General features: G+C 30.8%; 11 protein-coding genes. All 11 read left to right on the forward strand.

Annotation, left to right across the window (positions count from 1 at the left end; translation table 11 throughout):
• The first annotated feature begins 197 nt into the window (after positions 1-197).
• Genes LG45_RS07315 through LG45_RS07365 form a run of 11 tightly spaced genes read left to right on the forward strand, consistent with a single transcriptional unit; the run spans position 198 to position 13,488 of the window.
• Positions 198-1,238 carry an N-acetylneuraminate synthase family protein gene (locus LG45_RS07315; RefSeq protein ID WP_035125763.1) on the forward strand — a complete coding sequence of 347 codons (1,041 nt, stop codon included), beginning with the start codon at positions 198-200 and terminating at the stop codon, positions 1,236-1,238.
• Positions 1,225-2,280, forward strand: a complete 1,056-nt coding sequence (locus LG45_RS07320) for an acyltransferase family protein (RefSeq protein WP_035125765.1) — start codon at positions 1,225-1,227, stop codon at positions 2,278-2,280. Before LG45_RS07315 ends, LG45_RS07320 begins: the two co-directional genes overlap by 14 nt.
• On the forward strand, positions 2,280-3,416 hold the full coding sequence (neuC, locus tag LG45_RS07325; protein ID WP_035125766.1) for a UDP-N-acetylglucosamine 2-epimerase: 1,137 nt from the start codon (positions 2,280-2,282) through the stop codon (positions 3,414-3,416). Before LG45_RS07320 ends, neuC begins: the two co-directional genes overlap by 1 nt.
• Positions 3,416-4,321, forward strand: coding sequence for an alpha-1,2-fucosyltransferase (locus tag LG45_RS07330; RefSeq protein WP_035125768.1), 906 nt, complete (start codon positions 3,416-3,418; stop codon positions 4,319-4,321). Before neuC ends, LG45_RS07330 begins: the two co-directional genes overlap by 1 nt.
• On the forward strand, positions 4,318-5,709 hold the full coding sequence (locus LG45_RS07335; protein ID WP_035125769.1) for a hypothetical protein: 1,392 nt from the start codon (positions 4,318-4,320) through the stop codon (positions 5,707-5,709). The genes LG45_RS07330 and LG45_RS07335 overlap by 4 nt, the downstream gene beginning before the upstream one ends.
• Positions 5,700-6,791, forward strand: a complete 1,092-nt coding sequence (locus LG45_RS07340; RefSeq protein ID WP_035125771.1) for a glycosyltransferase family 4 protein — start codon at positions 5,700-5,702, stop codon at positions 6,789-6,791. The genes LG45_RS07335 and LG45_RS07340 overlap by 10 nt, the downstream gene beginning before the upstream one ends.
• The gene (locus LG45_RS07345; protein ID WP_035125773.1) at positions 6,788-8,122 is read left to right on the forward strand and encodes an alpha-1,2-fucosyltransferase; all 1,335 of its coding nucleotides are present in this window, start codon (positions 6,788-6,790) and stop codon (positions 8,120-8,122) included. The genes LG45_RS07340 and LG45_RS07345 overlap by 4 nt, the downstream gene beginning before the upstream one ends.
• Positions 8,123-9,268 carry a glycosyltransferase family 4 protein gene (locus LG45_RS07350; protein WP_035125774.1) on the forward strand — a complete coding sequence of 382 codons (1,146 nt, stop codon included), beginning with the start codon at positions 8,123-8,125 and terminating at the stop codon, positions 9,266-9,268.
• Positions 9,268-10,809, forward strand: a complete 1,542-nt coding sequence (locus LG45_RS07355; protein ID WP_035125776.1) for a glycosyltransferase family 2 protein — start codon at positions 9,268-9,270, stop codon at positions 10,807-10,809. The genes LG45_RS07350 and LG45_RS07355 overlap by 1 nt, the downstream gene beginning before the upstream one ends.
• Before the next feature lies 1 nt (position 10,810).
• Positions 10,811-12,418 (forward strand): hypothetical protein, encoded by a 1,608-nt coding sequence (locus LG45_RS07360; protein WP_035125778.1) that lies wholly within the window; start codon positions 10,811-10,813, stop codon positions 12,416-12,418.
• A complete protein-coding gene (locus LG45_RS07365; RefSeq protein ID WP_035125780.1) occupies positions 12,418-13,488 on the forward strand; it encodes a lipid II:glycine glycyltransferase FemX in 1,071 nt (356 codons plus the stop codon). The genes LG45_RS07360 and LG45_RS07365 overlap by 1 nt, the downstream gene beginning before the upstream one ends.
• The last annotated feature ends 4 nt before the right edge of the window (positions 13,489-13,492 follow it).

Below are 13,492 nucleotides of genomic sequence, written 5' to 3' on the forward strand. Positions count from 1 at the left end.
GCTTCTAAGTTCTCGATACATTTTTTATAAAATAGCTTGGTCGCTATTTTATAAAAAACACTCGAAGTGACGGTTGTTAAGTGTTAAGTAGATGGGAGATGGAAGTTTGAAGATGGGAGATGGGAGATGGGAGATGGGAGATCAAAGAGTGAATAGTGATTAGTGATTAGTGATTAGTATTTTTTTAAATTGAAGTTATGAACCCGTATATAGAAATTGTAGGAAGAAAAATTGGACCGGATTTTCCACCTTTAGTTATTGCCGAAATTGGTATTAATCATGAAGGTTCTTTGGCTGTTGCCAAGCAAATGGTTGATGCTGCAAAACGTGCTGGAGTTGAGGTTGTAAAACATCAAACCCATATTGTTGAAGACGAAATGAGTGGTGCTGCCAAGAAAGTAATTCCAGGCAATGCTGATGTTTCTATTTATGAAATTATGGAACGTTGTTCTCTTAGCGAAGCCGACGAATTAGAGCTAAAAAACTACGTAGAAAGTAACGGAATGATTTTTATTTCTACGCCTTTTTCTCGTGCTGCAGCCGAACGATTACGAAAATTTGATATTCCTGCGTACAAAATTGGTTCGGGAGAATGCAATAATTATCCGCTTTTGGAACACATCTGTTCTTTTGGAAAACCTGTAATTTTAAGCACTGGAATGAATACGATTGAAAGTGTAAGAAAGGCGGTTGCCATTTTTGATAAACACCGCATTCCCGTAGCTTTGTTGCACACTACCAATTTGTACCCAACGCCAATTCATTTGGTGCGCTTTGGCGCCATGACCCAGTTACACGAAGCTTTTCCTGATAAAGTTTTTGGATTATCTGATCACACTTTGAATAACAATGCTTGTCTTGGTGCTGTTGCTCTGGGTGCGAGTATTTTGGAACGTCATTTTACCGATCATATGCAACGAACTGGTCCAGATATTGTGTGCAGTATGGACGAAAAAACTACAGCAGAATTGATTGTATCTTCTAATGAAATGTGGCAAATGCGTGGCGGAACGAAAGAACCAGCCAAAGAAGAACAAGTTACTATAGATTTTGCTTTTGCGACTGTTTGCAGTATTGCCAAAATCGAGAAAGGCGAGAAATTTACTAAAGAAAACATTTGGGTAAAACGCCCAGGGACAGGAAAAATTTTAGCCGAACATTTTAATGATTTACTTGGGAAAGTGGCAACGAGAACTATTAAACATGACGAACAATTAGATTTTAATGACTTTAGCTAATAATAGACTTCGTGAATTAGATTTTTTAAGAGGAATTGCAATATTGCTTGTTTTTTTTAGGCATAAATATTTGATTTCCTATTTAGCTAAAATGGGTTGGATTGGTGTAGACTTATTTTTTGTTTTGAGTGGGTTTTTGGTTTCAAATTTGTTATTTAAAGAATACATAAAATTTGGCAATATAAAACCAAGCTTATTCTTAATTAGACGTGGTTTTAAAATTTATCCAATTTATTATATTTCTTATTTAATTTATCTTTACTACAAACTACCACTTGAAAAGGGACAATTAAAACTTGTACTAGCTGATTTAATTTTTTTACAAAATTATATTGTTGGTTTTGGCTTTGCTTATGTTTCTAGTTGGTCGTTAGCTATTGAAGAACATTTTTACCTTCTTCTAGTATTTATTTTATATTTTATTTATAATAGGAATGTTAAAATCGGTTTGTCAAAAATCATTTATGTCATTTTAATTTCTACACTTATACTACGAATTTTTACAAATTATAGTGTTGATAATGATGTGTTTAAATATACAATGACTCATTTAAGAATAGATTCTTTATTTGCGGGTGTATTAATAGCCTATTGGTGTAACTTTAAATTTAGTGCATTACAGAAATTTTATGATACTCACAGATTGAAGCTTTACGTAATAGCATTTTTAGTTTTATTGGTGACACCATTTTATGATTTTTCTGATTCATATTGGGTACGAACTTTTGGTTTCTCTTTCCTATATATTGCATTCGGAATTATCTTAGTTTCATTTTTATTGTCTAAAAATATAAATAAATTGTTGAATACTTTTTTCAGCGCTCCATTGGTAGATTTAATTAGTAAAATAGGCTACTGTTCTTATTCTATCTATATTATTCATATTCTGGTTTTAAAAACAGTTATTTTTGATATTAATTATTATTTACTCTTATTTTTGCAGTTAGCCATAACTATTTTGATTGGTTTTTTTATGACTTACTACATCGAGAAATATTTTTTGCAGTTGCGAGATAAATATTATCCAAAACGAAGTTTCTAATGAAAAATGATAAGAAAAAATTACTCTTTCTAACTGGTACTCGTGCCGATTTCGGTAAGATAAAGTCACTGATTTCAATTGCAGATGGAAGTTCCAATTTTGAAGTCCATGTTTTTGTTACTGGAATGCATTTGCAAAAAGAATACGGATACACCTTGATAGAAATTGAACGCTGTAATTTTAAAAACGTTCATACTTTCGAAAATCATACCCACGAAACTACGATGGACTTGACACTAGCTAAAACCATTGAAGGACTGTCGGCATATTGTAAAAAAGCACAACCCGATTTGATTTTGGTTCATGGCGATAGAGTAGAAACCTTGGCTGGAGCAATTGTAGGTTCGTTAAACAACATATTGGTAGCACATATTGAAGGCGGTGAATTATCGGGAACAGTAGATGAATTGATTCGTCATAGTGTTTCTAAATTGAGTCATATTCACTTTGTTTCTAATGAGGAAGCTGCAAAACGTTTGGTTCAAATGGGTGAAATGGAAACTTCAATTTTCACAATAGGTTCGCCCGATATTGATATTATGTTTTCTGACGATTTGCCTAATTTAGCAACTGTCAAAAAATATTATGAAATTGATTTTCAATATTTTGCAATCGTTCTCTTTCATCCAGTTACCACCGAAGCTAATGAGATGAATCATTATGCCGAAAATTTTGTCGCTGCTTTACAAAATGATACTCATAATTATGTAGTTATTTACCCCAACAATGATTTAGGAAGTCAGTTTATCATAGATGAATATTTAAAATTAAAAGATAATAAACGATTTAGAATTTTTCCTTCTTTACGTTTCGAATATTTTCTAACCTTACTCAAAAATGCCCAGTTCATACTAGGAAATAGTAGTGCCGGAATTAGAGAAGCACCTTATTATGGAATTCCGATTATAAATATTGGATCACGTCAGCAAAATCGAGCTGTTAATGCCGATATTGTGAATGTAGATTACACCAAGGAAAGTATTTTGAATGCTTTAAAAAATATTGATAGTCATAAAATTCAAAGAATTGATTCTACTTTTGGTGACGGAAATAGTACACAATTATTTGCTAATGCCATTGAAAATAAGGATATTTGGGAGATCAATCATCAAAAGCAATTTAGAGACTCGATCTAATGATTACATATTCAAATCTTGGAAAGAAAGGAAATCTAGGCAATCAGTTATTTCAAATTGCTTCGACAATTGGTATTGCCGAAAAAAACCACCAGGATTATTGCTTTCCATTTTGGGATTATAGCGAATATTTTGAATTCCAATTCAATGAATGCTCAACTGTTGAAAACTGGATCTCTGTAAAAGAAAATTCTTTTAACTATCATGATTGGGAAGTTTCAGATGGAAATTATGATTTGAATGGATGGCTGCAAACAGAACGTTATTTTTCTCCATCAAAAAGTAAAAGTATATTTCAATTTAAATCAGATTTTGAAAATAAACTTTTAGTAAAGTACAATTATTTATTCTCTAAAAAGACCATTTTAGTAACAGTTCGCAGAGGTGATTTTGTAAATAACCCCAACTATTTTCAGCTATCCTATAAATTTTATTTAACCGCATTATTACATCAATTTAACAATCTTCAAGAATATAATATTATTTTTACGAGCGATTCGATATCCTATTGTAAAAAGCACTTTTCATTTTTGCCCAATGTTTTTTTTCTAGAAAATTTAAAGCCAATTGAGCAATTGTGTTTGGGTTCTAAATTTGATCATTACATCATCAGTAATTCAACTTTCTCTTGGTGGATAGCTTGGTTCGGTGAAAAAAAAGAAACAAAAATAATTAGACCAATTAAGATTTTTGATGGTGCGTATTCAAAAATAAATGATGAATCTGATTATTTTCCACAAAGGTGGATATCACATGATGAAAATGAGTTTAAATTAGCAAATCGTTTTTGGAAGCTTAAAATTTATGGATGTCTATATGAACTTAAAGCCAAAATTAACTTCGAATTGAAGCGACAAAAAAAAATAATAAAGAATAGAATAAAGAAAGTTATTGGTTACAAATGAAAAAATTAGGTGTAGTTATTACCGATGGAGTAGGTTTTCGAAACTTTATTTTGAGTGATTTTTTGGTGGAAGCTGAAAGAACATTTGATGAGGTTGTTATTCTGTCTTGTTTGCCTAAAGAAGTATATAGTGGTTATGTAACTAATTCTAGAATAATTGAGTTGGAGGTTTTTGAAGAAACATTTTCAACTTGGTTTTTTAGAAAGGCCAAAGAAGTAGCTCACTTGCAACTTCATAAAAAAGATAATTTCGGAATTCAAGATAATTTACGCGCTAATGATTCTAAATCTAAAACAACAAGAGGTTATGCCACGCGATTAATTTTTAAATTAACTTCGGTTTTCCATTCAGAAAAATGGATTCAACTCTTTAATTTTTGGCAACAAAAAACATTTAGAAATAATCCAATAGTTGTAAATTACAAAACTATTTTAGAGAATGAAAAGTTTGATTTACTATTTTTTACACACCAACGTCCACCCTTTATTGCGCCATTGGCTTATCAAGCAGAACAGCTAAAAATTAAAACAGCTTCCTTTATTTTTTCATGGGATAATTTAGCTTCTAAAGGTAGAATGGCAGCTAACTTTGATTACTATTTGGTATGGAGCGATTTGATGAAAACCGAACTACAACAGTTTTACACATCTGTTAAAAAAGAAAGAATACAAGTCGTAGGAACGCCACAATTTGAACCTTATGTTTTGGATAGATATAAAGTTTCTAAAGAAGAATTTTTATTAAAATTCAATTTAGATGGCTCTTTAAAAACCATTTGTTTTAGTTGTGGTGATATTTCAACTAGTAAAAATGATGAATTGTATATTGAAGCCATTGCCAATGCTCTATTGGAAGAAAAAATACAAAATGTAAACTTAATTGTGAGAACATCACCAGCTGAAGATCCAATACGTTTTGCTTCTTTTGTCGAGCGATTTTCATTTATCAAATGGAACTATCCAAAATGGGATTTATCACGTGAAGGCCATCAAGAGGTTTGGTCACAACGTATTCCATCTGTTGAGGACGTGAAAGATTTAAGAAGTCTACTAGAGTTTTCTGATTTGAATATCAACATGTTGTCTACTATGAGTTTGGATTTTATTCAATTTGATAAACCCGTAATCAATACCGTTTTTGGTAACACTGAAAACGGATTATACAACGATCAACGTTTTTTAAACTATGCTCATATTGAAAATGTTGTTAAAAGCAGTGCTACAAAAATTGTAAAAAATCAAGAGGAATTGATTGCTGCAATTAATTTATATCTAGAAAATCCTAATTTAGATTCCCAAAATAGAAAACAATTATTGCAATTACAAGTTAGTAAATCTTTACCAAATACAGGAAAACGTATAGCCGAAACACTAGTAAAATGGATATAAACTCTAAGAAAATAGCCGTTTTATGTAATTATGAATTACTGCCAACACGAGTAGGTGGAATGGACTATTTCTTTTGGTTATTTGATGAAAAATGCAAACAGCATTCTATTGAAGTTGAGTGGTTTTTTCCAAACAAATCAGATCATGGTGCTTATTCTAAACTTCACATTATTGAAAGTAACTATCAAAATGTAGAAACTTTTTTTGCTCATTATTGTGAAAGGAATACGCAAAATTATAGTTTTATTATAACTCATTTTGTAGAGTTGTGCGCACCTGTTTTTAAAAAAATAAGCCAATTATCTAGTGCCAAAATTATTGCGGTAGATCATAATCCAAGACCATTAAACGGTTATCTACTCAAGAAAAAGATTGCAAAAAGAATCAAAGGCATATTTTACTCCAAATATATTTCTAAGTTTATAGGTGTTTCAGAATATACGACAAAGGAAATTCTTAACGATTTTGGAAACCATTTAAAGTCAAAGACACAAACGATTTACAATGGTGTTCTTATTGATGATATATTGAAAAGGAACAATAGAAATTTTAATAATCCTAGTTTCTTGGTCGCTTCGCATTTAAGAAAATCTAAAGGAATACAAGATTTAATTGATGCAGTTGCTTTATTATCAGAGGGAACAAAGTCTACAATTGCAATAGATATTTACGGTGATGGACCTTATAAAGCAGCACTATTAGAAAAAATAATAGAGAAAAAATTAGAAGAAAATTTTAATTTTAAAGGAAGTAAATCCAATCTCAAGGATATTTTTCACGATTATGATTATATGCTTCAACCAACACACATGGAGTGTTTTAGTTTGTCGATATTAGAAAGTTTAGCTGCAAATGTTCCTGTAATTACAACTAATGTAGGTGGAAATGAAGAGGTAATAACCAATGCAATGAATGGATTTATTTTTCCAGCAAAGGATGTAAAAGCTCTAAAAGAATTACTTGAAGAACTTGTAAATGGTACTAAAAAGATTGAGGTAAATACACGAAATTTGATTGAAGAGCACTTCTCGCTAGAGAAGATGGTTCAAAATCATTTTCAATTAATAGCAGTGACTGAATGATTACATTTTCTAAACTAGGTAGAAAAGGAAATATAGGCAATCAGCTTTTTCAGATTGCTTCTGTTATTGGTATTGCCAAAACTAATAATCACGAGTTTGCCTTTCCGAGTTGGAAATTTGCTGCGTATTTTGAAAACGATTTGCCGGTGTTAAAAGAAGATAATTTTAATCCTTTTTATGAAAAACATTATCATTATGAGCCGATTCAATTTGATGCTAAAAATTACGATTTAGAAGGTTGGTTTCAATCGGAAAAATACTTTGGTGATAGAGCAACTATTAAGGAATATTTTAAATTTAAAGAAGAATTAGTTTCAGAAATTAGACAACAATTTCAATCCTATTTTGACAAAAAAACTATTTTAATTTCGATTCGAAGAGGTGATTTTGTTAATCATAAGGATTATTTTCAGTTGCCAATTAATTTCTATTTGAACGCATTATTAGATCATTTTCCGAACTATAAGGATTGTTCTATTTTGGTTTTAAGCGATGATATCAATTATTGTAAATATCATTTTTCATCCTTAGAGAATGTTTTTTTTGGTGACTCTTTAAATGCTGTTGAGCAGTTAATTTTGGCTTCTTTATGTGATGATTTTATAATAAGTAATTCTACTTTTTCTTGGTGGTGTGCTTGGCTGGGAGAAAAAAAAGATTCAAAAATTATTCGTCCGTTGCATAATTTTTCGGAAGAAAAGCGACATACATTTGACGATAAAGACTATTTTCCTGATAGATGGATTGCTTATGATTTTGCTAATAAAAAAGTCAATCTTTCTAACGTAGCATTAGTTTTAAAAAAGCCAGATGCACTTTTAGAATCCTATGTAAAACACTATTTTAATTTTTTAAATCAGAATAATTTTGAGGATTATAAAGACAAGTTGGATGCATCATCAAGATTCATTTTTATAAACAATTGTGTGCCATCACCTGTGGCTATAAATCAAATTGCCACTTCAACTAGATATAGTATTTTTTATAGAAGAGGTAGCTGGCTCAAAATTTCGAAAGTATTAGACAAAGCTACTTTTACAAACCAGTTTGATTTCGGTATATTTGCGAGATTGCTTGGTAAAAAAGAATTGATTACTAATGAATTATTAATGATTTGCACTGAAAATGAAAAGCATTCCTTTAAAAATATACTTCAAAATGTAAGTAAGATTACGAACAATAATGAACGCGATTTTGATGTTAACTATTGTTTTTCAGGAAAGATAATTTCCTTTTTTGAATTCCGATTTTATTTGATTACTAAAATAGAGAAATGGATTAGAAGTGTAAAAAAGGATATAAAAAAACGCATTAATTATAAAAAGAAGTAGATGCATATTGCTTTTATTACCTCACATTATCCCTTTAAAGACGCCAAAAGTGTTGGTGGAATTGGTACAAGTATTAAAAATTTGGCCGAGGAATTAACGCATTTGGGACATAGCGTAAGTGTATTTGTCTATGCGCAAGAAAAAGACGATTTTGTAGTTGATGGCACAATTTCCATTTATAAAATTAAGAATGCTTATCTAAGAGGATTTTCGTGGTATTTGACTCGAAAAAAAATTCAAGAAAAAATAAATAGTGTAAATAAGACTAATAAAATTGATATTGTAGAAGCTCCAGATTGGGAAGGAATAACGTCTTTTATTAATTTAAAAATGCCAATAGTACTTCGACTGAATGGTTCTGATGCCTATTTTTGTTATCTTGATGGAAGAAAAAATAAATTCAAAAATCGATTTCATGAAAAAAGAGCTTTAGTTAAAGCAGATGGTATTATTTCGGTAAGCGATTTTACTGCAAAAATTACGCAACAAGTCTTTCATATTGATAAAGCTTATACCGTTATTCCAAATGGAGTTAATGTTGAAAAATTTACACCAACTACTATTGCTAGTGATGACAAAATCATACTTTATTTTGGTGGCATTATTAGAAAAAAGGGATTGCTAGAAATTCCTCATTATTTCAATATTGTTCATGAGCAATTGCCAGGCGCTGAGTTAGTACTAATTGGCAAAGACATGCCCGATATTAGTTCCGGAAACCCGTCAACTCAGGCAATGATGGAATCCTTATTTAGTAAAGAAGCACTAAATAAAGTAAAATTTTTAGGTTCGAAACCGTACGAAGAAATTAAAGATTATATCAATAAAGCAACCGTTTGTATTTTTCCTTCCTATGCAGAAGCGATGCCTGTTTCATGGCTTGAAGCGATGGCATTAGAAAAAGCAATTGTAGGCTCGGATATTGGTTGGAGTAACGAAATTATTGAAAACGGTAACAATGGCTTTAAAGTTAATCCTAAAGATTATACTACATTTGCTAACAGAATACTAGAGTTATTATGTGACAAAGAACTGAAAAATTCGATAGAAAAAGGAGCAAGAATTACCATACTAAAAACTTTTTCTACTCAAGTGACTGCATTGAAAACGTTAGAATATTATAAAAAAATAATAAGTAATTATTAATGATTGATTTTAAGGAGTATAAATCTAAAACTGGTGAAGTTGTACTATATGTTGGTACTCCAGATTTTGAAAAGTTGGAAACGCTAATTGCTGGTAATGGAGATATTTGGCATAGTTCTTTTGAGCAAGGATATAAAAATGCTTTTCAAGATATCGTTTATCAAACGGTAGTGTTTTTTTGGTATATCAACGATTTTGATAATCTCGATGAATGTATTAGTTGGCGACTAAATTCAAATTGCTTTGCAGTGCGAAAATCAGTTTGGGAGCAACTTGGCGGTTTTGATTCTGATTATACCAACAAACAACTTCAAGCATTAGATTTTGCTTATAATGCTTTAAGAAATTCGGCTGCTATTCCAATGTATGTCAATGGCTTATTTAAAGATACTGTTGTAGATAGAATTTCAATATCTGCAAAAGATAGGTATACTTTTTATATTAAAAATTATAAAATTGATCATTCCTTTTTTATGCTCTATCGCAAAGGTTTTTGGAAATTATCCGAATGGAATGCCTTATTTTATGCCAAGAAAAACTACAAAAAACGCGGAAAGTTACCTGTTGTTGCTCCAAGAAAACTCAACGAGATTCAAGGAAAGCCTGCAGTAAGTTATGTCATTCCAACGATGATGCGACAAGATTTTACATTGGCTTTATTGGAAGATTTAAAAAATCAAACTTATCTTCCCAATCAAGTAATTGTTGTTGATGCCACACCAGAACATAGTAGAGATGAAAGTTTATATGATGCTACTAACTATCCATTTGAAGTAATTTTCAAATGGCAAACCACCAAAGGAAGCTGTCGTGCTAGAAACGAGGCTATCGATTTGTGTAGTGGTGATTATATTGTTTTTGGCGATGATGATATTAGAATTCAACCCAATTTTCTTGAAAATCATATTAGATTACTTCAAACTTATAATGCTGGAGCTTGTAATGGTCTGGATATTATGGCCGAAAATATGCAACAAAATCTGGATGATTTAGCAAGACGGTTGGAGAAAATTGAGAATGAAAGGTGGTATGTTGGTGCAACACAGAGTTTTAGTAATGCTAATTCTTGCGTTAGCAGAGAATATGTTACCCAATTAGTTGGGAATGATATCAATTATGATGGAGGTTATGGTGAAGATAGTGATTTTGGAATTTCACTTACTAAAATTGGTGTGAGCGTTTTGCATAATCCTTTTTCGGTAAATTTACATTTAAAACCACCACAAGGAGGTTATCGATTTTGGGGAACACAAGCCAAAATTATGGGTAAGAAACGAAAAGCACAACCTTGGGAGTTGGATACTCCAGTTAAAAGAATTCGTCCTGTACCAAGCCCGACCATTATGTACCAAATTCACAAGCAATTCACTCCGCAACAGTTGATTGAATACAAACATAAATATTTTGCATTGTATCTTTTTAAAGGGAAAAAATGGTCAATTCCTTTAAAATTATTAAAATTGCCTTATCGTTTGTTGCAGTTTAATAAATCGGTTTTTTATGCCAAAAAATTAATTCAATTAGGGAAAAGAACCAAGTAGCATGATTGTAGTAACACTTCTTTCAAAAACAAATAAAGAAATTCGGAACTTAAATGTTCTCGAAAATAAATTGGTTATTAATTGTACTAAAGTTGCTGAAAACGCGAATTCATTTGCTATTGAAATTGTGTTTAATGCTAAAATTATTGGTTTTAGAGATCACGATTATACCTGGAAAGATCTAAAAGTTGACCTAAAAGCTAATGAGTTTACACCAAAAATTATAAAACTCGAAGACGGAAATTATGTTCAAGCCAATATCAATCAGGGTATCTGGGAAATTAGTAAAAAAAATCCGTATCAATTAGTATGGAAATTCAATCCAGAATTTTCTAAACCCATAACCGAATATGTTGGTACGACAGCTCAAAAACGGATTTATCAAGCCAGTAATCAAGTTGTTTTTATAGAAAATCCAACTTTACTTTTTTCTAAAAATGGTGCATTAGAAATCAGTCGTTCCAAAATTCCATTTTCTGCAACTGCCTGTTTTACGGATCATTGTGATTTTGATACTGCACAAAATTTGAAACTACAAAGGCAGCTTTTCAAAGAAAGTAATATTAAAGTCACTAAAGGTTTTTTCTTAAATCATTTTTCTAAAAGAAGCGATAATGCCTCTTATCAGAACGATAAAGACGAACTTAATTTATGGCAGTTAGATGGTCATGAACTGTGTTATCATTCGTTATCGCAATCTATAAAATCGGATGAAGAAAGCTTTTCGGATTTCGAAAATTTCGAAGCGCCATTTTATAGCAACGTTTGGATAGATCACGGATTTCAACCTTATAATTTTACGCTTTTCAAAAAAAACAGTATCGATAAAAGTGATTATGAGAATCAATTGTTTTCAAAGAAAATTAATACACTTTGGAACTACATCGATTCTGGTTCAGCGACAAAAGGTGTTTTAAATCAATTAAATACAAATCATTTTACTTTAAATTCGTTTTCGAAAGGAATAGAAAATTTCTCTTTTAAAACAAGGATTGTTCAGTTATTTAAGAATATTATTTTTCACTATGATAATGATGAACAACGTGTTCGGAATTATATTGATACCATTACCCACACCAAAAATGTGCTTATTAAACGAAAATTTAATAGTATTTTGCCTTTGATAAAAAATGCTATTCCACTTTTAAAACCAGTCTCTAAAGTGATTTTCTTTTGGAATTCTGAAAAAAATAAACCTTTTAAAGTGGCTCAGTATGCTCCATTAGTATTTAAACACACTATAGCTGAAAAAGAGTTTTATGTTTTTCAAACCATAGAATTGGTCGATTTTAAAAAAGCATTGCATCGGCAAAATATAGATTCGTTGATTGACGAAGCCGGGATTTTTATTGCACATACCTATTTTTCGGTTGACATGAAACACTATTCAGGGAAAATGTTTCATTCTGAAGGTAGATTTGATGAAGAAGTGGTGGCTAATTTTCATTATCTAGGTTCAAAAATTACCGAAAATAAAATTTGGAATCCAACGCTTTCCGAGCTAATTTCCTATTTTGAGGCCTATAATCAAACAATTATTTCGGTAGATGATAACGGAAATATCTATTTAAAAAACAACCCATCATTAGCAATAAGAACGATACACTAATGGAATTTTTATTTACTAGAGATAGCAATTGGTTAGAAAAATGGGATGACTTTCTCTTTAGGGAAGATTGTGGCAGCCATTTGTTATATACTGATTGGTTAAAGTCCTATACTTCCTACGGTTTTGATTATGAAGTTTTTTTAGTAGTAGAAAACGATACAATTATTGGAGGTTTTGGTGCTGTAATTGCAAAAAGCTTGTTTTTTAAGTTTTATATTATTCCTCATGGTCCGGTTTTTCTTCACAAAAATGAAACTGTTTTTCAAGAAGTAGTTCATAAAATGCAAATCCATGCTAAAGAAATTGGCTGTTGTTATATTCAATTTAGTTTGCCTGTTTCTGATGAAGCATTGGTTAATTCAAAGACATTTTCATCCGATTTTATAAAAACTCAAAAGCTTGAAGCAAAACAAGGCAATCTATTTAAGCATGTTTACAGTTCTTATGGGATTAACTGGGTTGATTTCAAAACCGTAAATTCATCGGATGAACTCTTAAATCAATTTACTGCTCAAGTTAGAAGAAACATCAATTTGTCGTATAAATGTGATCCCAAAATTCAATTTGCTATTACCGAAGAGGAATGTCGGAAAGCCTACCAACCGATAGAGGATAATGCTCTTGAAGGAAATTATAGTGTTCGTGAATTTGATGATTTTAAAAATACAATTATAGGATTAGTTACAAAGCGTAAGGCATTTTTACTCTATGTTATTGTTGATGGTGAAGTAAAAGGAGCAGGATTTGCAGTAGATTGTGGTAATTGTCTGACCTATATTTCTGGAGGAACAAAGAAACAAAAGCCTGATTTAAAATTGGGTTATTTAATTCATTGGGAATTTATTAAAAAGTCTATAGCATTGGGATATAATGGTTATAATATTTCAATGGGCGGTTCTAAAGGTGTAGTTGAATTTAAATCGAAGTTCAATACAACAACCATAAATTTTATAGGGCCACATTATCACTTAATTTTGAAACCATTTATTTTTAACATTTATACCATATTAAATTCTATTTTTGTTAAAAATAAAAAAACGATTTCTGTTTTATTAAAACGATTCAAATAGCAAC

The sequence above is a fragment of the Flavobacterium aquatile LMG 4008 = ATCC 11947 genome (assembly GCF_000757385.1).
GTDB classification, from domain to species: Bacteria; Bacteroidota; Bacteroidia; order Flavobacteriales; family Flavobacteriaceae; genus Flavobacterium; species Flavobacterium aquatile.

Bases quoted from the DNA above. Each gene is read 5' to 3' on its own strand.
- LG45_RS07350 (WP_035125774.1), top strand. From the start codon at position 8,123: ATGCATATTGCTTTTATTACCTCACATTATCCCTTTAAAGACGCCAAA.
- LG45_RS07360 (WP_035125778.1), top strand. From the start codon at position 10,811: ATGATTGTAGTAACACTTCTTTCAAAAACAAATAAAGAAATTCGGAAC.
- LG45_RS07355 (WP_035125776.1), top strand. From the start codon at position 9,268: ATGATTGATTTTAAGGAGTATAAATCTAAAACTGGTGAAGTTGTACTA.
- LG45_RS07330 (WP_035125768.1), top strand. From the start codon at position 3,416: ATGATTACATATTCAAATCTTGGAAAGAAAGGAAATCTAGGCAATCAG.
- neuC (WP_035125766.1), top strand. From the start codon at position 2,280: ATGAAAAATGATAAGAAAAAATTACTCTTTCTAACTGGTACTCGTGCC.
- LG45_RS07320 (WP_035125765.1), top strand. From the start codon at position 1,225: ATGACTTTAGCTAATAATAGACTTCGTGAATTAGATTTTTTAAGAGGA.
- LG45_RS07365 (WP_035125780.1), top strand. From the start codon at position 12,418: ATGGAATTTTTATTTACTAGAGATAGCAATTGGTTAGAAAAATGGGAT.
- LG45_RS07335 (WP_035125769.1), top strand. From the start codon at position 4,318: ATGAAAAAATTAGGTGTAGTTATTACCGATGGAGTAGGTTTTCGAAAC.
- LG45_RS07315 (WP_035125763.1), top strand. From the start codon at position 198: ATGAACCCGTATATAGAAATTGTAGGAAGAAAAATTGGACCGGATTTT.
- LG45_RS07345 (WP_035125773.1), top strand. From the start codon at position 6,788: ATGATTACATTTTCTAAACTAGGTAGAAAAGGAAATATAGGCAATCAG.
- LG45_RS07340 (WP_035125771.1), top strand. From the start codon at position 5,700: ATGGATATAAACTCTAAGAAAATAGCCGTTTTATGTAATTATGAATTA.